Annotated in this window: 18 protein-coding genes; 5 read left to right on the plus strand and 13 right to left on the minus strand. The window is 37.1% G+C overall.

Features of this window, described 5'->3' with window-relative positions:
• Nucleotides 1–80 precede the first annotated feature (80 nt).
• From ACR1PO_RS12955 to rpsA, 3 genes are all read right to left on the minus strand, one after another.
• Nucleotides 81–1,067 carry an EamA family transporter gene (locus ACR1PO_RS12955; protein WP_433987024.1) on the minus strand — a complete coding sequence of 329 codons (987 nt, stop codon included), beginning with the start codon at nt 1,065–1,067 and terminating at the stop codon, nt 81–83.
• A gap of 126 nt (nt 1,068–1,193) precedes the next feature.
• On the minus strand, nt 1,194–3,821 hold the full coding sequence (locus ACR1PO_RS12960) for a T9SS-dependent M36 family metallopeptidase (protein ID WP_433987025.1): 2,628 nt from the start codon (nt 3,819–3,821) through the stop codon (nt 1,194–1,196).
• A 384-nt stretch (nt 3,822–4,205) separates the two neighbouring features.
• Nucleotides 4,206–5,996: a 30S ribosomal protein S1 gene (gene rpsA, locus ACR1PO_RS12965; RefSeq protein ID WP_002980663.1), complete on the minus strand. Its 1,791-nt coding sequence runs from the start codon at nt 5,994–5,996 to the stop codon at nt 4,206–4,208.
• Between the two features lie 409 nt (nt 5,997–6,405).
• Between rpsA and ACR1PO_RS12970 the strand changes: the two genes are divergently transcribed.
• The gene (locus tag ACR1PO_RS12970) at nt 6,406–7,713 is read left to right on the plus strand and encodes a DEAD/DEAH box helicase (protein ID WP_433987026.1); all 1,308 of its coding nucleotides are present in this window, start codon (nt 6,406–6,408) and stop codon (nt 7,711–7,713) included.
• 106 nt (nt 7,714–7,819) lie between these two features.
• Here ACR1PO_RS12970 and ACR1PO_RS12975 read toward each other — a convergent pair whose 3' ends face one another.
• Entirely contained in the window at nt 7,820–8,713 is an 894-nt protein-coding gene (locus tag ACR1PO_RS12975) for an SMP-30/gluconolactonase/LRE family protein (RefSeq protein ID WP_374465064.1), read from the minus strand.
• Between the two features lie 253 nt (nt 8,714–8,966).
• Here ACR1PO_RS12975 and ccoG point away from each other — a divergent pair, with 253 nt between their 5' ends.
• A complete protein-coding gene (ccoG, locus tag ACR1PO_RS12980) occupies nt 8,967–10,409 on the plus strand; it encodes a cytochrome c oxidase accessory protein CcoG (protein WP_433987027.1) in 1,443 nt (480 codons plus the stop codon).
• A gap of 165 nt (nt 10,410–10,574) precedes the next feature.
• Here the strand turns inward: ccoG and ACR1PO_RS12985 are convergent, their stop codons facing one another.
• Nucleotides 10,575–11,456: an AraC family transcriptional regulator gene (locus tag ACR1PO_RS12985; RefSeq protein WP_433987028.1), complete on the minus strand. Its 882-nt coding sequence runs from the start codon at nt 11,454–11,456 to the stop codon at nt 10,575–10,577.
• 182 nt (nt 11,457–11,638) lie between these two features.
• Here ACR1PO_RS12985 and ACR1PO_RS12990 point away from each other — a divergent pair, with 182 nt between their 5' ends.
• Entirely contained in the window at nt 11,639–11,983 is a 345-nt protein-coding gene (locus ACR1PO_RS12990; protein ID WP_002980674.1) for a MerR family transcriptional regulator, read from the plus strand.
• A 116-nt stretch (nt 11,984–12,099) separates the two neighbouring features.
• On the opposite strand, the gene ACR1PO_RS12995 is transcribed toward ACR1PO_RS12990, so the two are convergent.
• Nucleotides 12,100–12,327, minus strand: coding sequence for a hypothetical protein (locus ACR1PO_RS12995; protein ID WP_332389148.1), 228 nt, complete (start codon nt 12,325–12,327; stop codon nt 12,100–12,102).
• Between the two features lie 233 nt (nt 12,328–12,560).
• Here ACR1PO_RS12995 and ACR1PO_RS13000 point away from each other — a divergent pair, with 233 nt between their 5' ends.
• Entirely contained in the window at nt 12,561–13,823 is a 1,263-nt protein-coding gene (locus ACR1PO_RS13000; protein ID WP_433987029.1) for a ComEA family DNA-binding protein, read from the plus strand.
• Nucleotides 13,824–13,879: 56 nt separating this feature from the next.
• Here ACR1PO_RS13000 and ACR1PO_RS13005 read toward each other — a convergent pair whose 3' ends face one another.
• The 6 genes from ACR1PO_RS13005 to ACR1PO_RS13030 form a co-directional block, all read right to left on the minus strand.
• Complete coding sequence (locus ACR1PO_RS13005) at nt 13,880–15,103, minus strand: YncE family protein (protein WP_433987030.1); 1,224 nt, start codon at nt 15,101–15,103, stop codon at nt 13,880–13,882.
• Between the two features lie 161 nt (nt 15,104–15,264).
• Nucleotides 15,265–15,987 carry a 23S rRNA pseudouridine(2604) synthase RluF gene (gene rluF, locus ACR1PO_RS13010; RefSeq protein ID WP_332389144.1) on the minus strand — a complete coding sequence of 241 codons (723 nt, stop codon included), beginning with the start codon at nt 15,985–15,987 and terminating at the stop codon, nt 15,265–15,267.
• Nucleotides 15,988–16,096: 109 nt separating this feature from the next.
• On the minus strand, nt 16,097–16,795 hold the full coding sequence (gene truB / locus ACR1PO_RS13015) for a tRNA pseudouridine(55) synthase TruB (RefSeq protein ID WP_332389143.1): 699 nt from the start codon (nt 16,793–16,795) through the stop codon (nt 16,097–16,099).
• 23 nt (nt 16,796–16,818) lie between these two features.
• Nucleotides 16,819–17,637: an undecaprenyl-diphosphate phosphatase gene (locus ACR1PO_RS13020; RefSeq protein ID WP_433987031.1), complete on the minus strand. Its 819-nt coding sequence runs from the start codon at nt 17,635–17,637 to the stop codon at nt 16,819–16,821.
• 109 nt (nt 17,638–17,746) lie between these two features.
• Complete coding sequence (locus ACR1PO_RS13025) at nt 17,747–18,043, minus strand: DUF3098 domain-containing protein (RefSeq protein ID WP_131438506.1); 297 nt, start codon at nt 18,041–18,043, stop codon at nt 17,747–17,749.
• A gap of 2 nt (nt 18,044–18,045) precedes the next feature.
• Complete coding sequence (locus ACR1PO_RS13030; RefSeq protein ID WP_332389142.1) at nt 18,046–18,945, minus strand: cell division protein FtsX; 900 nt, start codon at nt 18,943–18,945, stop codon at nt 18,046–18,048.
• Between the two features lie 91 nt (nt 18,946–19,036).
• On the opposite strand from ACR1PO_RS13030, the gene rsmA reads away from it, so the two are divergent.
• Nucleotides 19,037–19,807, plus strand: a complete 771-nt coding sequence (gene rsmA / locus ACR1PO_RS13035) for a 16S rRNA (adenine(1518)-N(6)/adenine(1519)-N(6))-dimethyltransferase RsmA (RefSeq protein ID WP_332389141.1) — start codon at nt 19,037–19,039, stop codon at nt 19,805–19,807.
• A 125-nt stretch (nt 19,808–19,932) separates the two neighbouring features.
• Here the strand turns inward: rsmA and ACR1PO_RS13040 are convergent, their stop codons facing one another.
• The gene (locus ACR1PO_RS13040; protein WP_433987032.1) at nt 19,933–22,290 is read right to left on the minus strand and encodes a choice-of-anchor L domain-containing protein; all 2,358 of its coding nucleotides are present in this window, start codon (nt 22,288–22,290) and stop codon (nt 19,933–19,935) included.
• Nucleotides 22,291–22,345: the final 55 nt, after the last annotated feature.

Below are 22,345 nucleotides of genomic sequence, written 5' to 3' on the forward strand. Positions count from 1 at the left end.
AAGCTTTATTTTAAAGACTAAAATTAAAAAAAACCGCTCCAACGGGAACGGTTTCAACTGTTATTTTTAGTTAAATATTTTTAAGATACTTCTGCCATTGAAACTTCTTTTTCTTTTTTCGAAGGTAAATTCATCAAAACAATAGCAAAAAGAATCAGGGCAATTCCTACCCATTGGATGAAAAATACTTTTTCTCCCAATAAAACAAAAGCCATCGTTACAGAAACCGGAAGCTCAAGTGACGAAACAATACTTCCCAATCCTAATCCTGCATTCGGGAAACCGATATTGAATAAAACCGGTGGAATGATCGTCCCAAACAAAGCCAGAACAAAACCGTATGTCAGGAAAATTGAATAGTTGAACGGATGAATATGCTCTGTATTATCTGTAAAATTTAAGTATAATGATTTTAAGCCATCAAAATACATCGGCCCTATCTGAGCAAAGAATAAAAATGCAAAAACCACTACAGAACCTCCTGCCAGCATGATGATACTCTTTCTGAAAACCGGAAGATGGGTGGCCAGCGTATTGGAAGTAAACATCGTTAAGGTATATGAAGCAGCTGCCATCAATCCCCAGAAGACGCCATGCCAGTCCAGTTCTATTTCCATATTAATAAGATTGGTTGCCAGAACGGTCCCGAGCAATACAATAATCACAGAAACTACTTTTCTTGCATTAGGAAGTTTCCGGGTAAGGATACTTTCAACTACCACACTGAACCAAACCGACTGCATCAGCAATACAATAGCAATGGAAACATTGATGTATTGAACTGCAATATAATAGAACAGACTCGTTCCTCCCAGGGAAGTTCCTGCAAGCAGCAGCATTCTGACTTCTTTAGAACTTGGCGTCGATAATTTCTGTTTTGAGGTTAAGGTTTGAATAAAATTAAGGATCAGAAGTCCCGTCAAACCTAATACGAACTGGGAAGTAGTAACTTCTGAGGTTGTAAAACCATCATGGTAAGCCATTTTCACAAAAGTGGCCAACATACCGTATATACTAGCTCCAATCCCTACAAATAAAACGCCTTTTAGTATATTTTTCTTCTTCATAATTTTTTTAACAGCCTGCAAAGGTACGATATAAAAATTAAATGATATTGAAGTGCTGTGATAACGGATAAATAAAATCGCCACAAGCTAGCTTGTGGCGATTCTGAAATGAATTATAAAAGTAAATTATTTTTTAACCATTACTTTCGAAGCTGCTTCGAAACCAAGCCCTTTTATTTTAACCATATAAGTCCCGTTGACAAGATTGCTTGTAGAGATTGCTTTCTTGGCATCCGGTGAAATCTTATCTTCTGAAGAAACCAACTTACCAGACATGTCATAAAGCTCTACACTCACTTTTCCAAGGGTATTGCTTGGGAAGTTAATATAAAACTCGTCTTTAGCAGGGTTTGGATAGATAGAGATATTCTTATTCTTATCAGCATTCACTTCATTGGTAGCCAGTAAACATTCTTCCGGTACATTGAAGTCCTGAACCTGATCATTGATATTATTTTTAACTCCTGCAGATGCATTCACTCCCAGACCTCTTCTTGCAAAAACTCCCCAGATCATACACTTATCCTGTCCCTGGGTAGTAGCTAATTCTGCAGCCAGTATTGCATTTCTTCCATCAATAAAGCTTGGATTACATCCCTGTAATTTCAGAGCATCTGTTACCAGCTGTAAAACTTTTGTACTTCCATTAGGAGTTGTTGATAATACATCTGAAGAATAGCCATATTTCTCAACATATTTCCAGTGAAGATCCCATAACATTGTTGCCCATACAAAACCAATAGAGTGTACATCCGGAACGATTGCTGATCCGTTATTGTATTCCATTCCGTTGGTATTTCCGTAGGTAAATCCGTTAACGGCAAGATTTGTTGAATATTTTGCCGGTCTGATACCGGCACCTGTTATCGCCTGCCCCAGTGCATAAGTACCTGTACCTCGCGCTACAGTGGCATTGTCACCTGCTTTATTAGTCAACATCAGAGCAAAGAAATCAGACCAGCCTTCTCCCATTTGTTCTTTACTAATATTAGCATTCAGACATGCATATCCTGCACCTGTCATTCTGTTTGATATTCCGTGGCCGTATTCATGGGTTACAATTCCGTTATCAAAGCTGCCATCCGGCGTCATATTTCCTTTTAGGGTAACATTTACAGTTGTACTTGCTGCAAGCTGAGTTTTAATGTATTCTCCTTCTGTATTGGTTATCAATACTGAAGGAATGGTAATTGTAGGATCATTCCCTGCCATATTTCCTATAGTAGAGCCATTCGCAACATTATTATACACAATAGCTGCTTTAGCTCCGGCATCCTGAAGGTTTTTTACTTTAATTGCAAAAGCACATGTTCCTCTTTCAACCAGTCCTATTTTATCAGTCAGTGAACTTGCCGGCAAAGCTGTACAGCCATCCAACACTGGTGAAAGCGTTACATCTCCGGTTATCCCGTTCATAGGCAACGGATTTCCAAACTGCGCAGTTCCGGCTCCCGGCGTACGGGAAACAGCTGCAGTAGGGGCATTATAATAAAATATTCTTCCTACCGGAGACCAAAGGTACATCTGCATCTTTCCATTGTAACCGTCCTGTGGTGAAGAGAAATTTGCGTTATTCAAGCCGCTTCCATCCTGTGCTTCTGCATATACAGAATCATCATCTCCTCCTACAGGCCCACTACCAAAATTGTTCTGCTGAAAATTTCTCGCAGATTCTGTAAATCCGAATTTGTAGAAAATATCGTGAATCCTGTTATTCAGATAAAATAAGTTGGTAATAGCAGCATTTCTGTTGTTTAATGGCGTTTCATTAATATTAAAAGGGAAATCAAAATTCCTCGCAGCTCCTCCGTCTGCCGGAGTTCCTGTAAGATAATCAGGAGCTGTTAAAGCTGTTCCTGCTGCATCTTCATAAGCAAAAACGTTATTTCCTCTCGTAATGGTATAATGATTGGTTCCGTCAGAATGCCATCCTTCAGGAGAAGCACTCAGAATCCATGGGTTGGTGATGACGGATCTGGAACCAAAAGTAGGCGCTTCAATAGGCAATGGAAATACATTGTATGATGCATTATCCGGTAAAAGTAATGGAATGTTATTCTCTGCTAAATTATTTTGAGGTCCTGTTAATGTATTTTCAAAATGATCAGCATGGCTGTACTCTGAATCTGAACTATAAGCATCATGATGGAAATTACATGACAATGTCAGGTTATTTTTTAACAGAATGTTTCCATTGTTGGCATCTACTAAAATGTTCCAGTAATTGGGAGTCTTTGGCTCCATTAAGGTATATTCATACGCAAGACGAAGGTTACCATTTTCATCATTCGTATAAACCAGCCTTTGGTTGGCTGAAGCAGCTCTTTTCTGCGTCTTTTCAAGGTATCCAAGAATGGTAAAATCAGCAATAGCAGGGTTCTTCAGTTCTTCAGCAATCTTTTGAAGCGCTGTAGTTTTATTAATAGCAGCTGTACCTGATGTAGCGGTAGTATAATCTTTTACAAAATTATCTGTGTAATAAACAATTTTATTATCCTTAATTAATGCAGTTCCTACAGAGCTGTATATAGGTAAGCCATTATAGGTCTGTAAAAATTTTATAACGTTTCCGTTCAGTGATTTTGAAGGATCTACATTATCAACAATGAAATTATTAAGGTCAGACTTTTTATATTCCCTTATTTTGTTTTGAGAAATATAATCTTTAATTAGTTTTTCATTATCCTGTCCGGATAATATTGCCGGAAATACAGAAAATACTGCAAATAAAAGAGGTAAAGCTTTGTTTTTCATATCCATTATTAAAGGCGCTAATCTACAAATAATTCACACAAGTTTAATATTTTTTTTATCAAAAATTAAAATATAACGAAATACATATATAGAACAGAATATTAAAATTATTTTACATATTTGTCAATCAACAGAAAAGTATAATATATTTAGATTTATTAGGTTTTGTTTCTAGACTTTTTAAATACTTTTGATTTAAATATTTCCGTCAGATAAATCATTTTATTAATAAATTTTTATTGTGTATACCAATTAACTTTTAATATTTTACTTGAAGAAACTCGTTATTTAATATTTTAAATATTCTGCTGTTCTTCATGACATAGATTCACAAAAAAAGCCGCTCAAATGAGCGGCTCCATATTTATATCAATGGTTCAAAGATTATTTACCTTCTTCCATTTTTCTTTTCAACTCTGCTAATGCATCGATGTCTCCAAGAGTAGATCTTTCTTCGTTGTTAGAAGAAGAAGTTACGTTTCTAGAAGAAGCTTCTTTTACGTTTTTCTTCTCTTCGTCTCTGAAGATACCTGTGTGAGATACTACTACTCTCTTGAATTCTTTGTTGAATTCGATTACTTTAAACTGAGCTTCTTCACCTTTTTTGATTTTAGATCCATCTTCTTTCTCTAATAATCTTGAAGGGCAGAATGCTTCTACTTCAGCATCTTCGAATTGAACAGAAGCTCCTTTATCGTGAACTTCTACAGCTTTACCAGCGTGGATAGTTCCTTCAGCATATTTAGTTTCGAATTTATCCCATGGGTTTTCAGTCAATTGCTTGTGACCTAGAGATAATCTTCTAGCCTGAATATCTAATTCAAGAACTACAACGTCTAATTTATCACCTACTGCGCAGAACTCAGATGGGTGCTTGATTTTCTTAGTCCAAGAAAGATCAGAGATGTAGATTAATCCGTCGATACCTTCTTCCAACTCTACGAATACACCAAAGTTAGTGAAGTTTCTTACAGTTCCTACATGCTGAGATCCTACAGGATACTTAGCTTCGATGTTTTCCCATGGATCTTTAGACAATTGCTTGATACCAAGAGAAATTTTTCTTTCTTCTCTATCTAAAGTTAATACTTCAGCTTCTACTTCATCACCTACTTTTACGAAATCTCCGGCAGATCTTAAGTGAGTAGACCAAGACATTTCAGAAACGTGGATTAATCCTTCAACACCTGGAGCGATTTCTACGAATGCACCATAGTCAGCAAGAACTACTACTTTTCCTTTTACTTTGTCACCTACTTTCAGGTCAGCAGAAAGAGCATCCCAAGGATGAGCTTCTAATTGCTTCATACCTAATTGGATTCTTGTTTTCTCATCATCGAAATCAAGGATTACAACTTTTACAGTCTGTCCGTCCTCAAGGATTTCAGATGGGTGGTTCACTCTAGACCAAGAAAGGTCTGTAATGTGGATCAATCCATCTACACCACCTAAGTCGATGAATACACCGTAAGAAGTGATATTCTTAACAGTACCTTCAAGAACTTGTCCTTTTTCAAGTTGAGCGATGATTTCTTTTTTCTGACCTTCGATATCTGCTTCGATCAATGCTTTGTGAGATACAACTACGTTTTTGAACTCAGGGTTGATTTTCACAACTTTGAACTCCATAGTTTTTCCTACGAACTGATCGTAATCTTTAATTGGCTTAACGTCAATTTGAGAACCAGGTAAGAATGCTTCGATTCCGTGAACGTCAACGATCATACCTCCTTTAGTTCTTGATTTAACAAAACCGTTAACGATTTCACCAGTTTCGTGAAGTTCGTTTACTTTATCCCAAGCTTTAAGCGTTCTTGCTTTTCTGTGAGATAATTGTAACTGACCAGTTTTGTCTTCTCTTTTGTCAACCATTACTTCTACCTCGTCACCTACTTTAAGGCCTTGGTTGTAACGGAATTCGTTAAGAGAGATAACACCTTCAGATTTGAAGTTGATGTCAACGATAGCTTCTTTATCAGTTAATCTTACAACTTTACCAATTAGAACGTCATTATCGTCTAAGTTGTTTAAAGATCCGTTGTAGATTTCTTCTAAATCGCTTTTCTCTTTTCTAGCATCAGCATCAAGACCAGATTCGAAAGAATCCCAGTCAAATTGTTCAGGTGCTACGTTTTGGTTTAATAATAATTCAGCTGAATTTGTCTCTTTTGACATAATTCTAAAAAAATTTGTATTCCTTCTCTTTCAACGGTCTTAATCAATGTGATTGAAAAATACGGAAGTTATTAATATTTAATATTTTACTTTCTCAGACCTTTACCACAAAAAGTGGGTGCAAAGATAAGAATTTTATTTAAGATAAGCAACAGGTTATATAATCTTTAAAGTTCATATAACTCAATGATAATCAGATATCACCTTATCCTTTTCCATAAAACAGTACAGCGGATTCTGGAGATTCTTCACTGCGCTGCATTCAGAAAGACAGCAACATCAAACTATAACTGATCATCATCTCAAACCTCCCATTCACAACCCTCAAACCCTCAAACCCTCCTACTCTCAGACTCTAAGACTCTCCCACTCTGAACTTTCAAACTCCAAAATTCACTACCTTTGCACTATGGAACTACAATCAATCTATCAGAAACTGCAGATTCAGGATATGAATCAGATGCAGAAATCTACTTATAAAGCGTCTGAAAATAATACGGATATTGTTTTACTCTCTCCTACAGGATCCGGAAAAACCCTTGCTTTTTTATTTCCTGTTCTCAGAAATCTGAAAAAAAACGTGCAGGGCGTTCAGGCATTGATATTGGTTCCGGCAAGAGAACTTGCCCTGCAGATTGAACAGGTTTTTAAAACGATGGGAACAGATTTTAAAGTTTCTGTTTGCTATGGCGGACATGATAAGAAAATTGAGGTTAATAATCTGATTGAAGCTCCGGCTGTATTGATCGGGACCCCGGGAAGAGTTGTTTATCATTTAAGAAATAACAATTTTGATCCGAAAACCATCAAAACACTGGTTCTTGATGAATTTGACAAAGCACTGGAACTGGGCTTTCATGATGACATGGAATTTATTTGTAATTCTTTAAAAGGTCTTTCACAGAGAATTCTGACGTCTGCAACAACTATGGATGAAATTCCTGCTTTTACAGGATTGAAAGATGAAAAAGTAATCAGCTTCCTGAAAGAAAATGATGTAAAACCGGATCTCCAACTGAGAAAGGTGATGACGATTCCAGAGGAAAAACTGAATACGCTTTTCAACCTGGTTTGTAAAATCGGAAACAGAAGAACCCTGATCTTCTGCAATCACCGTGATGCCGTAGACCGTATTTCAGAACTTCTTCACCAGATGGGAATAGACAGGGAAACCTTCCATGGCGGTATGGAACAGGATGAAAGAGAACGTGCCCTGCTGAAATTCAGAAATGATTCCGCAAGGATTCTTATTACAACAGACCTGGCTGCCCGCGGCCTTGATATTCCTGAAGTAGAATCTATTGTTCATTACCAGCTGCCTCCGAAAGAAGATGCCTTCATCCACCGAAACGGACGTACTGCAAGAATGAATGCCAAAGGTTTTGTCTATCTGATCATGACTGAAGAGGAAAACTTCCCGTTCATTAAAAATAACACCCCCGAAGAAAGTGTTGCCGGATTTACTAAAGTTCCACAAAAAACACCTTTCCAAACGGTATACATCAGTGCAGGCAAAAAGGATAAAGTAAACAAAGTGGATATTGTAGGTTATTTACTGAAGAAAGGCGAATTACAGAAAGAGGATGTGGGAATTATTGAAGTAAAGGATACTACGTCCTATGTTGCCGTTTCCAGAAATAAAGTAAATGCACTTTTGAGAAAGCTTCAGAACGAAAAACTGAAAGGAAAGAAAGTGAAAATGGAGATTGCTTATTAAGTTTTCTGCTCAACACTTCTATTGTCATTTGTCATTGCGAACGAAGTGAAGCAATCTCAATATTTAATGAAAAGAGATTGCTTCGTCGCCATGCTTTCCGCAAAAATTATTTTATTCCTCTTACTCTCAGAGGGAAAGTATAAACAGACTTAGAGGCAGTAATGAAAAGAATATCATTATTTTTTCCGCCAAAAGTGACATTGGAAGTCCAGTCTTCAGGAATCGGAATATGATAGATCTTCTTCCCGGAGCTGTTGAAAACATGAACTCCGTTTCCGGTTAAATATAAATTTCCATGTTTATCCATAGTCATTCCATCTGAGCCCATTTCGCAGAACAGTTTTTTCTCAGACAGTTTTCCTTCCCCTAAAATATCATACACATAGGTCTTCCCGGCATCAATATCAGAAATGTATAATTTCTTTAATTTTTCACTTCCAACAATTCCATTGGGCTGTGTGAATGTTTCCAGCTTTGTAACTTTTCCTGTTTTATCCCTGTAATAAAGGCTTTTATGAGGCAGTTCCTGTTTGAAATCTATCCAGTAATCCCTTTTGTATAAAGGATCTGTAAAATACATTCCTCCAAATTCATCATTCCACACATCATTGGGACCATTCAGTCTTTTTCCTTCAAAGCCTTTAAGCAGAACTTCCACTTTTTTATCTTTGGAAATCTTCCAGATCTCTCCCTGGTCGTCTGAACAGGTGATCAGATACCCGTCTTTGTCAAAATGAGTCCCGTTGGCTCTTCCTGTTTTATCAAGAAATTCTATTACCTGATTACTTTTCCAGTCCCAATAATAGATCTTATCATTAGGCTGATCCGTAAAGTAAACATTTCCATCCTTATCTGCAGATGGCCCTTCTGTGAAACTGAACTTGTCTGAAACCTTTTCCGGCTGTACTCCTTCATAAAACATTTTACTATAATTTACTGATTGACAGTTTACCAATGCGAAAACCAAACCAATCATACCTATTTTAAAGATATTCTTCATGCTTCATTTTTAAACCCGCAATTTACAATATCAATAATAGCTTTCAAAATATTTTCTCTTTCTGATACAATAAAAAAACAAATTTAAAAATGTCCCAATTGTACTATTTTTTAAGTAGATCATATTAGCAGCAAAAAGATATAATCCGGAGCTTTGCAGTAGCAGGATCAATCATTTTTTCATGGAAGTGAATTTGAGAAATAAGATCGGTCAGGATGAAAATTGTACCAAAATACTTTTATAGCATACAACAATGAGCGCAGAGTCCAACAATATCAAGTCTTTGGAAATTGAAAATAAAGATTTCAGAAATTCCGTAGGAACCATGGATGAAACCGGAAAAAGGAAGTGGGTTTTTCCCCGAAAGCCTAAAGGTAAGTACACGAACTACAGGAATTACACGAGCTATCTTCTTCTTGCTTTATTTTTCGGATTGCCGTTTGTAAAGATCAATAACAATCCTTTTCTGCTTATCAATGTTATCGACAGGAAATTCTTTATTCTCGGCCAGCCTTTTTATCTGCAGGATTTTTTTATCCTTGCTTTGGGAGCAGTAACTTCTGTGATTTTTGTAATGCTGTTTACCGTAGTTTTCGGGAGAATATTCTGCGGCTGGCTGTGTCCGCAGACCCTTTTCATGGAAATGGTTTTCCGGAAAATCGAGTATTGGATTGAAGGAGACCGGAATAAACAGATGAAGCTCGACAGACAGGAATGGGATTCAGAAAAAATACGGAAAAGACTGACTAAATGGTCTGTATTTCTCCTAATTTCACTGATCATTTCCCACTTCATGTTCATGTACATTGTCGGATATGAAGAGGTTTTCCGTATTATGAGTGAGGGACCTGCAGAACATTCACTGAAGTTTATGGCTATGATATTCTTTACCATGACTTTCTATTTTGTCTTTGCATGGCTTCGTGAACAGGTCTGTACATTGGTTTGTCCTTACGGAAGACTTCAGGGCGTATTGATTGACAAGCAGACCATTAATGTATATTATGATTTTAAAAGAGGTGAAGGCCGCGCAAAATGGAGAAATAATGAAGACAGGAAAGCTGCGGGGAAAGGAGATTGTATTGACTGTAACCAATGCGTTGTGGTCTGCCCTACGGGAATTGATATCCGAAACGGCCAGCAGCTGGAATGCGTGAACTGTACGGCATGTATTGATGCGTGCGATGAAGTAATGGAAAAAGTAGGCTTGCCTAAAGGCTTGGTACGCTATGCTACGGAAGCAGAAATTGAAAACCGCGATAAATTCAGATTTACTCCGAGAATGAAAGCTACCACTGTAATTCTTGCCCTGCTAATCGGATTTCTTGGATTTTTAATGTACGACCGTGGTTCTATGGAAGCCAAGTTCATTAAACCGGCGGGTTCTACCTTTTTCGTTAAAAATGGTAAAATCACCAACACCTTTATTTATACTCTTCTGAATAAATCTAATGAGAAGAAAACCCTTACCATTAAAGTTATCACTCCGGCAAATGCGGAAATCACTTATTTTGGTTCTGAAAAAATCATATTGAAAGGAGACCAGATCCTGAAAGGTAACATCAACATTTCTTTCCCTGAAGACGAAATTAAGTTCTCAAAACAAAATATGGTCATCGGTGTTTTTGATGAAAAAGGGAAACTTGTGGATTCATTTGAGACAACTTTTGAAGGACCGTTTAAGTTGGCACTTTAGGTTGCAGATGGCAGGAGGAATGCGGCAGAGATCAGAATAGTAGTTGCTATTTCCCTAATTCCCCTCCTCTGGAGGGGTGGCGAAAATTCAAAGAATTTTTGTCGGGGTGGTTTTCAACAGTCTCTCTCCCAAACTTTGAACCTTACACTTTAAATTTTAAACTCATCAAACCTTATATTTCCTCATAAACTGCGTGGGAGTCATTCCGGAACTTTTCCGGAATACTCTTACAAAGTAGGAATATTCTTCGTATCCCAGCCGGAAAGCAATTTCCACCAGGCTTTCGTCCAGGTACATCAGCATCCTTTTGGCTTCCAGCACTACTCTTTCCGTAATAACATCAGTCGCTGTTTTTTGAACAACAGTCTGTGCAATCCTGTTCAGATGTTTGGATGAAATTCCCAGCAACGATGCATAATATGCAATTGATTTCTGCTGTGTAAAGTGCTGCTCAATCAGGTTTTCAAAATCCTGATAATGTTTAAAATAAGAAAGTCCGGCTGAAGAAGCCAATGTATCAAAGTCTTTCGAAAACAATCTGGCAGCATTGATGAAAATCCGGGACATCAATGACAAAATCAAACCTTCTTTCATTATATTTTTTGCCTGATGCTCTTCCCCCAGTTCCTGAAATAAATTTACATATTTCTTTAGCTCATGCGAATCCAGCTGAAGTTTCCTCGGGAACGATACAGATCCGAAAAAAGGAAAGTTTCTGAGCTTCTGATTGACATAATGCATTTCATAAAATTCCTGAGAACAAAAGAAAATATAGCCTTCAATATCCTCCGAAAGCTCCCAGCTGTGAACCTGCCCCGGCGACAGAAAGAAAAGACTTCCTTCAGAGACTTCATATTTATGAAAATCAATTTCATGGACTCCTGTTCCTTTCGTAAAGAGAACAGCGGCATAAAAATCATGTCTGTGGGGTTTCTCTATATGACGATGTCCCACCACCAGATGATTCTTCATCGTGTTAAAATAAAAATCTGAAGTATTTTTACCCGCCTGAAAAAGATCGATATGAAGAACTGAGATCGGATTCATTAATATTGGTATAAGAATTTACAAATTTAGATAAAAAGAACTGGTATATAATGATCCTTACCATCTGTACTTTATTTTACTCCCATAAATTTCCTTTAAAACAAAGCCTTACCTTACTTTTTGCAATATATTTTGGATAAAACTTTAAAAAATTTTTATCTTTGAAGTTTAGGAGTTGTAAAATGAAAATAAATTTACCTGATAAACTGTACTATTCTATAGGAGAAGTTGCAAAAGCATTCGATGTAAACACTTCATTAATACGTTACTGGGAACAGGAATTCCCCATTATCAAGCCTAAAAAAAACAGAAAAGGAAACCGATATTTCACCCCTGAAGACATCAAAAATCTTCAGATGATCTACCATTTGGTAAAAGAAAAAGGATACACTCTTGACGGAGCCCGTGTAGCTCTTACCACCAACAGTAAAATTTCTGAAACCATCACCCTGATTGACCGGCTGGAGTTTGTAAAAGCTGAGCTTATCAAGCTGAAAGAATCCCTGGGAGAAAAAGATAGTGAATAAATTATTCAAAATACAGAAAAGGCGCCGCAATGAATTGCGGCGCCTTTTTATTGATACACTCTTATTGAGTTATTAGCTGCAAAGCAACAATTAATTCCTATTTATTCAGGTAAAAATCACTTATCCTCTTTCTTAAAGCTCACCACCAGATATTCTCCGTCTGAACAATATTTCTTACAGCTATCATCTTTAAAACTTTCAGGTTTTCTGGTGAACTCTTCGATATATTTGGTGCTTTCAGCCGTATCAGCCGGAACGATAACAATATGGTAATTATCAACAACTGTACTGTCAGCCTTTTTCAACGCTTCTTCCTTGTATTGTAATGCTTCACTGTATTTCATAGTATTATCAATTAATGGGTGTTGGATAAATAAAAAATTACAAAAACCAAGCCGTTAAGAAAAATATACAATATAAAAACAATCACAACTTTTAGCTCTGATAACGAAATTATATCACATAAAGAACATGATCCTCATTATCTTTTAAACAATAAAGTATCTTCTCTATATAATCTTTAACCATTTCATCATCAGCTATTGCTATGCTTTATTTTTATCAATAAGTTTACTTCATGATGAGAAAAAACGATTACCGGAAACTGGCATTTATGGTCACATTGCTGACTGTTTTATTTGCCTATCAGAAATATACCAGTAGGGAAAAAGAACCTTTTCCTGAGGTAACATTCATTACAGAAGCTTCAAAGCCGGCAAGCCTATCGGATTTTGATCCCAATGTTCTGAACAAAGAGCAATGGAAGAAACTGGGGTTTTCAGAGAAACAAACCGCTACCATTCTTAAGTATAAAGATATGGTAGGCGGAACGTTTACTTCAAAAGAACAGCTGAGAAAATGTTATGCTATTTCTGAAGAAAAATTTAATGAAATAGCATCTTTCATCCTGCTTCCTGAACTGACAGAAAAAGAAAATTCAAAAGGAGTCAATACGTCCGGAAAAAGAGGAATCACCATTTCAGGAAAATTCAATCCTGATCAGTTTTCTGCTGATGACTGGCACAGGATGGGCTTCAGTGAAAGGCAGGCAGAAGCCATTATAAAGTATAGAAATTATTTAGGCGGAAGCTTTATCAGTAAAGAGAAATTTAAAGAATGCTTTATTATTTCGCCAGAAAATTACAGCAAACTTGAACCCTATATTCTACTGCCGGCAAAAACTCCCGAAAGTTTCAGAAAATTTGCGAAGAGCAATACTGTAAAATCTAAAATTCAGTATCACAATTTTGATCCTGATCAATTAAACCTGGACGGGTGGAAAGCACTTGGATTCTCAGAAAAACAGGCTGCCGCCATCATCAGTTACCGCGACAGGAATTTACAGGGAAGCTTTAAAAGTCCTGAAGAGCTGCAAAAATGCTTTGTGATTTCCGCTGAAAAATTTCAGGAAATGAAGCCTTATATCAAACTTCAGGAAAAACAGCAGGAAAAAACAGATTTTTCAAAAACAGATCTCAATATCATTACTTTCAAACAGCTTATGGAGTTCGGGCTGGACGAAAGAAGCGCAGGTTCAATTATCGGTTTCAGGAAGAAGCTGGGAGGTTTTATGAATAAGCAGCAGATTCTAGGCACTTACAATATTGATCAGGACCTTGTCCAAAAGCTGATTTTAAAAGCACCGCTGGATACATCCAATGTTCCAAGATACACATTAGCAGACGCACCGGAAGAATGGCTTAAAAATCATCCTTATTTCAAATATTCTGCAGACAAAATCATATTCTACCGGATCAGTAATCCGGATGATAAAAAAATATGGAAACTGTTAAAATTGAAACCCGAGTATGAAGAAAGAATGAAATTATATTTAAAATAAAAACTATTCCAAAAAATAATATCCGGAATAGTTTTATTAAAGCAAAATACTGAATGTTAATGATGCATATAACTGCTGGGGCCATTGGTCCCTTCAATCGATTCCGGCAGTATCCCGTATTTGTTGCGCAGATCCACTGTTCCCAGTTTTTTTCCGGTATTAATATCAATAATACTGATGGTTCCGGAGTTTAAATCAGGAAGATCCAACAGATTATTTTGTACCGCTACCACATCTTTTCCTGATCTGGTTTTAAAGAAAGCCATATGATGAGCTCCTTTATCAGCGTCAAAAGTTTTCAAAAGCTTCAGCTGAGGAAGATTGCTTATATCAAACACAAGCACTTTTCCAGGATCTGCAAAACTTACGTAAAGTTTATTTGAATCATCAATATACATTTCAAGTGTCCAGCCTAATCCTTGTGTGCTTCCGTCAAAGACCTTCGTAAAAGCATCATACTTTTGGGTTGTGTTATTGTATGGAGCTATCCAGATATCGCCGCCAAGCATGGTCGTAGCAAGTGCATATTGTGGAAATTTTCCGCGCAGCAGTAAAACTTCAACGGGAGCAGACAAATCCGTTGGTGAATCTGCTACCTGATAGGTCTCCTTGATTTCATAAGTATTCAGATCCAGTAATGTACACGTATTTCCCATCCCTGTTGTAAGATCCGGATGAATGGTAGAGGTTACCATCATCAGTCCTTTTTCTTCATTAACCGAAATACCATGCGGATACATGATAAATTTATTGGGATTACTCTGAACGGGTGCTTTAATCGTCTTGATAAGCTGATTATTGTTAGCATTAAAAACCCCGATGCTTCCATCTTTCGGACCTCCTGCACCCCCCATGAAAGTCATAAAATATCTTCCGTCATTAGTGAAAAATAAATTTTCACCTACCGTATTCTCCCCGGTATCAATAGGGGTGGCGCTTATGAGTTTCGGCTGCCCATTTTGATCTTTTCCTGTTTTTATTTCATAGAGATAGCTGCCTCCTAAAGCTGTTGTAAACATTTTTTTCGCATCCAGATTATAATAAATATGATGCGGCAATACACCAATACCCAATTCAAGCCTGCTGCTGATGTTTCCAAAATTCGGGGCCTCAGGATCAAGTTCTATAACTGCTATTCCGTCTGATGATCCTTTTAAGCTTCTGTAATCAATGTAAAATGAAGTATTATGAGGATGGTCGGGATTGTGGTTCTCATTCAGACAACTCGTAAATATTACCAAATTAATAAACAGGAATACTGATTTAAATTTTAATTTCATGATTTTATGATTATGGTTATTAGTCTTATAAATATAATATATTTCCTGTAAAAAACACAATATATTACACCAATATGTGAAAAATCATTACTCATAAAAAAATACCATCCGGTTTATATTACCGAACAGTAAGAAATTAAAATCATTAAAAAGTTCTGTTTTTAATCAAAGGTTTTACTGGAATCCGCCAGTAAAGTGTTTAGCATATTAAGCTCATCATCAGTCAGATCCCTCCACTTTCCGACCGGGAGATCAAGCTTGATATTCATGATGCGGATTCGTTTCAGCTTTTTTACTTCATATCCGAGATATTCGCACATTCTTCGGATCTGTCTGTTAAGACCCTGAGTAAGAATGATTCTGAAATTCATTTCATCAATCTTCTCAACTTCACATTTTCTGGTAACGGTATCAAGGATGGGAACACCGTTTCTCATTTTTTCCAGAAACTTTGGAGTGATCGGTTTATCTACACGGACAAGATATTCCTTCTCGTGATTATTACGGGCTCTCAGAATTTTATTGACAATATCACCGTCACTTGTTAAAAGAATGAGTCCTTCACTGGGTTTATCCAGTCTGCCGATAGGGAAAATTCTTTTCGGGTGGTTGATATAGTCAACAATATTATTCTTTTCACGTTTTGTATCTGTAGTACAGACAATTCCTACCGGTTTATTAAAAACGATATATACCGGTTTTTCCTGAGGTTCTCTGATCGGCTTTCCATCTACTTCTACAAGATCTTCGTCTGAAACTTTTGTTCCCAATTCAGGAATTTTTCCGTTTATTGTAATCCTGCCCTCTTCCAGAAGTTTATCTGCCGCTCTTCTTGAGCAGTATCCCACTTCGGATAAATATTTATTGATACGCGTCTTTTCCATTAGTCTTTTCCGTAGCCGGTATAATTTTTATTGCTGAAAATAGTAATTCTGTAAGTTAAGCCTGTAAAAAAATATCAGCTCCATTTTTAAGGTTATGTCATTCCTATTCTCACAGACTTTCGAATCTATAATCATTATTCAGGAACTGATCTGTAGCATCTTCAATCGCATAATCACCGATTTTGGTACGCCTCAGCTGTGTCAGATAAGCTCCTACTCCCAGTTCCTGCCCGATATCATGAGCCAGGCTTCTGATATATGTTCCTTTTGAGCATCCCACCATGAAACTTACAAGAGGAAAATCTATTTTGATATCTTTAATATAATGAATGGTTGTTTTTCTTGCCTTCATTTCAACTTCTTCACCTGCTCTGGCAAGGTTGTAAGCTCTTTCACCATCAATTTTAATCGCTGAATAAACCGGTGGTTTCTGCTCTATTTCTCCGACAAATTTCTCCAGAGCGCTTTTTACCTGTTCTTCAGTAATACCCGAGATATCCTGATGAAGGATTTCAGGCTTTTCGGTGTCATAGGATTCTGTCTGTACACCAATCTTGATCTCTGTCCAGTATTCCTTGGGAGCGTCCTGAATCTCAGGAATTTTCTTAGTAAATTTCCCACAGCAGACAATAAGTAGTCCGGTTGCCCTAGGATCTAACGTTCCGGCATGTCCGATTTTAAATTTCTTGGGAAGATCAAATTCCCTTTTAAGTTTATATTTCATTTTATTGACAGCCTGGAAGGAAGTCCAGTCCAGAGGCTTATCCAATAAAAAAATGTATCCTGATTTCAGTTCTTCAGCAGTCATGAATGGGTATAGTATGTAATTTCTTATTTAAAGAAATAAAAATAAATCAACAGGGCTATTCCAACAAAAATACGATACCAGCCCCATGGTTTAAATCCATATTTGTTAAGTACTCCAATGAAAGCTTTAATCGCAATAAGAGCCACGATAAATGCCACTATATTTCCGATCACAAAGATCATAATGTGATCCTGAGAAGCCATAATCATTTCATATCCTTTCTGTGGATTGGCTGTTTCCTTTCCCCAGGTCTTAACGAAAACTGAATATACAGTTACTGCCAGCATGGTAGGTACCGCAAGGAAGAAAGAGAATTCTGCGGCTGCTTTTCTGGTAAGACCTTGTGCCATTCCCCCAATAATAGAGGCTGCACTACGGCTTGTACCCGGCATCATTGCAAGACACTGCCAGAAACCGATGGTAACAGCATTTCTTATGGTAATTCCTTTTTCATCATCAATTTTAGGATTCTTAAACCATTGATCTGCAAACAATAAAACCACACCACCTAATACCAATACTGAAGAGATCGCAATCTGATTTCCAAGGACAGCTTCAATTTTATCATCAAATAAATACCCCAGTACCAAAGCAGGAACTACAGCAAAAGCAAGTTTGAAATAAAACTGGATATTATTTAAATCAAAAAATTTTTTCCAGTATGCCACTACCACAGATAAAATGGCTCCAAACTGAATAGACACCTGAAACATTTTTAAAAATTCTGTTTCTTCCAACCCCATAAGATTTGCTGTGAATCCCATATGTGCTGTAGAAGAAATCGGAAGATATTCTGTCAGTCCTTCTACGATGGCAATAATAATTGCTTTGATTAAATCCATATTCTTTTAAAAATTAAAAAGATTAAAAGATTTAAGAATTAAAAAAATCGGCTCACTGGCTTACATCTTTCAATTCTTAAATTTTTTAATCCTTAAATAAAATTATTATTTATTTTCTTTTTAAGATCGCGTACACTTCTATTACAAACCCGATCACAACAAACAGAGGCGCTATTCTGATTCTTCTGATAGAAAAGATATCGTCATTCCATGAGTTGGGATCAAATTTTCCATCTACCGTATTGGCATCAGGCCCCATCATCAGTAGAAATCCTACTACAATAAATGCCAGCCCTATCAGCATCCATTTGAAATTCTGCTGCCCGAAATAGAAAGCGTTTTCCTGTGGTACTTCTGCTTCACGTCCAAAGTCTGAAGCGGAAAATTTATTTGTTTTTTTGCTCATTATTAAGAGTAATATAAATCGTCAACGTTTGATTTTAAGAATCTCCATGTAGCGAAAATCGTACTTAAGACAGAAATAAAAATTCCTACTCCAAGCACCAGGATGACCAACCAGAAATATTGGTTGTTGTCCTGTACAAAGGCAGAGCCAATCTGGCTTGTGAAATAGTACCAGACTCCTCCCAGAGCAAGAAGACCTATTACAGAGCCTATAGCTCCCAAGATAACAGCTTCCACAATGAAAGGTTTAAGGATAAATCTTCTTTTCGCCCCTACCAGCTGCATTGTTTTAATAATAAATCTCTTAGAGAATATTTTCAGACGGATTGAGTTGTTGATTAATACAACGGCCAATATCAGGAATAGGATGGAAAATCCAAGGATCCATTTTAAGATTCTGCTCAGGTTATTGTATACATCCACCATCAAAGTACTGTCATTCTTAACATCAATGATTCCCGGAACGGACTTGATCTCTTTAATGGCTTCATCAATTTTGGCAGGATCTACGAATTCCGGCTTTAAAGCAACTTCAATAGAGGAAGGGAAAATATTTTCCTCGAACAATGCATCACTGTCGATTCCCATACTTTTCTTGGCTTCTTTTGCCGCCATATCTCTTGAAATATAGGTTGCTTTTTTTACAGGAGCTAATAACTGTACCTTTTTAAAAGTTTCTTCCTCAAGTTTTGCAATTTTTACAGAATCTTTAGCATCATAGTTTTCATCAAAATAGGCGTTTACCACCAATTGTTCTTTGATATAGTCAGAATACTTCTGGGCATTAATCAGAATAAGCCCCATTAATCCTAACAAAAATAACACTAAGGCAATACTTATCACTACTGTAATATTGCTGGACCGAAGCCTTTTCTTATTAAATTCATCTACAGATTTAGCCATTAATATTAAAATTTTTGGCTAAAATAGAAAAAAACTTCCGAAATTTGGGACGAAATAAAGAAAATCATTGTTAATAAAATCATAAAAAACTTTGAGTGTAAAAGCAAAAAAACATCTGGGGCAGCACTTCCTGACAGATGAAAACATCGCAAGGAAAATCGTAGAAGGCCTTAGTTTTGAGAACTATAATAATATCATGGAAGTAGGTCCCGGAATGGGCGTTCTTACCAAATATCTTCTTGAAAAGGATCAGAATATCTACCTTGCAGAAATCGATACGGAATCTATCGAATACCTGAAAAACAATTATACAAAGGTTACTGAAGAAACTTTTGTAGGAGATTTCCTGAAGCAGGATTTCAATTTCATCAAGGAGGATCAAATTGCCATCATCGGTAATTTCCCTTATAATATTTCATCCCAGATCCTGTTTCAGATTGTGGACCATTATCAGTTGATTCCGGAAATGGTAGGAATGTTCCAGAAAGAGGTAGCGGAAAGAACAGCCGCCGTTCCGAGAACTAAAGATTACGGTATTCTTTCTGTTCTGATACAGGCCTATTATGATGTATCCTATATGTTTACGGTACATGAGAATGTCTTCAATCCTCCACCAAAGGTAAAGTCGGGAGTCATCAGGCTTACAAGAAATCCTAAGGAAGGCCTTGCAGGGAACGAAGTTCTTTTTAAACAGATTGTAAAAGCAGGATTTAACCAAAGGAGAAAAAAGCTTTCCAATGCTTTGAAAATATTAAACATTCCTGAAGCTTTAAAAGGCCATGAATTTCTTGACAAAAGAGCTGAAGAGCTTAGTGTTTCAGATTTTATACACTTCGCCAATCTCTGGAAAGAAAATCAGTAAAAACATCAAAAGCTCCTATAGCAGGAGCTTTTTTAATGGACTTAAACATGACTGTATTAGCCGGTAAAAAGCAGAAAGCCTTTCAAACGTATTCGAAAGGCTTTCTTTATGTTGCATTATCAATTTTAGTTTCTGTTCTTCAGCATGATCCATCCTGACCAGTTCATCTGAGCTTTTGATTTTGGATACTCAAAATTGAACTTATACCAGTATGTAGCTGTCGGAAGTCTCTTACCTCCTACTGTTCCGTCCCAGGTAGGGTTTTCTTTTGAGAACCTGAACATTTCTACTCCATATCTGTCATATACAGAACCTGTAAAGTTTTTAAAGTCTCCGAGAGCTTTAAGGTCCAGTACATCATTGATTCCGTCTTGGTTCGGAGTGATAATATTGTTGATCTGTAAAGTAAAGAATTCAAGAGATCCAACGCAGTGTGTGCCTACTCTTCTCACTAAAACAGTATAGTTTGTATTATCTAAAAGGTTGCTGAACACGTTGGACGCCTGCCAGGTTATTCCGTTATCTAAAGAATATTCCAAAGTACTTGGTGTATTGTTCATTGGCGGGTTTTCAGCAGTGATGGTTACTGTTTTCTTGATGCTTTCATAATTTAAAGCGGTAACAAAAGGAGTAGCCGCTCCCATTACTTTGGCTTCAAAAACTTTTTTACAGATACCGTTATCAACTTCCACGCTGTAGATACCCCATTGGTCTACATTAATTTTCTGTGTTGTAGCACCCGTGCTCCATAGGTATTTGAAACCTTGTCCTGCTCCTGCATCAAGGGTTACGGTATCCCCTACACACATTTCAACATCTTTTAATGGTGACGTGATTTCCGGTGTAACTTCAATTCTTATGGTTGCCGGATTAAGGGATTTACAACCTTTTGTTCCAATTGCATATACTGTAAATGTTGTAGTCTGGTATAGAGTAACCGTCTGCATATTGCCTGTTCCCATGAAATTGCTCCACAGATAGGTATCTCCTCCTTCAGCGGTAAGGGTTACAGATTCTCCCGGACAGATTTTTATTCTGGAAGCTTTTACTTTAGCCGTAGGTGTTACTTCTTTCAGTAATTTCAGTTCTACAATCTTACTACAAAATGCTCCATTGGAAACAAGCACATACAGGATTTGGCCGTCGTTACCATTATAGTTTAACGGAGTCTGAATATAATTCCCGTTTTGTGCAATTGCATCCGCCTGGTTTTCGTAGAACTTAAAGATGGCTCCCGGTGTCGGGCTTATGGTGGATGTAATTGTACTCAGGTCAAACGTAGTAATATCCGGTGTGGTACATAGCAGCAATGTCGCATCCTGAGCCTGAGGGGTTGTTCCTCCGTGAATTTCTATTGATGCTTTCCCCGGACATGGGTTACCAGGAACACTTACTTCAATGGTATAAGTACCTGGCTGTATTGCTGTAATGGTATTGGTAGTGGCATTTGGTACCGGTGCACCATTATAATACCATTGGTATACAAGGTTAGGATCACTTACAGAAGCCGTAATTACCTGAGGTACATTATCACATACATTGATATCTGAAGGTAATTTTGTTCCTGCTGAATCTAAAAGGTCTACCCCGATATTGAAAGATCCTCCTTCAAGAAATACCGCAGAGTCATAACTGTGGTCACTGAAATCGGCAATTACCATTTTGAAGTGATATTGCTGTCCTGCTACTACTGTTGCTGTTGCCGTTAACGGAATTGTTCTTCCGTTAAAGTTGGTTTCAACGTTAGCTGTATTGTATCCTCCAAAGTACTGTTCGTTTACGGCACCACAGCTGCCTGGTACTGCAGGGTGGATATTCGTAATACTTACCGGTCCTGCTCCACCAGGAAGCACAGCCATATTTACATAAGGTCCGCCTGAAGTAGGTCTCAGCAAAATAGCAAATGCATCTGCAAAGTTACAAGGGAATGAACCTGTATATTCTTCTGATGCGATCAGGTAATTAAATTTAATCTGCGAGGTTGTAGGAACGAAGTCAAATTCCAGAAGAACAGCATCATTCAGTCTGTTTTCCACTACCCCGATTACCTGTGCCAGATCGGCATCTGATCCTCCGCCATTAACATCATTAAGTGCACCTTCAAAGCCATTACCTGCTCTTCTTGCAAATCCGGTGGAAAGTATAAGTCCATCTTTAAATGGAAAATTGGTAGTAGCTTTATGAAAATATCCCCATGCTCTGTTGGCATCACTTGCAGCATGATTAGGAGTAATCTTCACATTGGTAACGTTCGGAGTAAGACAGGTATTAGTCCCTGATGAGATCAATACATCTTTAACCATTTTCTCAATAGTATAACTACTTTCAGCATACTGCGGAGCGTTCACATCAATAAAAACACCTGCCCTTCTGGACATATTGGAAGGAGTTTCTTTTACGGGTTTACGTGGAGGCAGATTCTGTGAAAATAAAAAAGTCGAGATGACTAAAAAAAATAAACAAAGCGGTAGATATCTTCTCATAATATTTTTGTTTCAACAAATTTAATTTTTTTTTAAATATCTCATATACATATTT

The organism is Chryseobacterium amylolyticum (assembly GCF_051011775.1).
In the GTDB taxonomy this organism is placed as follows: Bacteria; Bacteroidota; Bacteroidia; order Flavobacteriales; family Weeksellaceae; genus Chryseobacterium.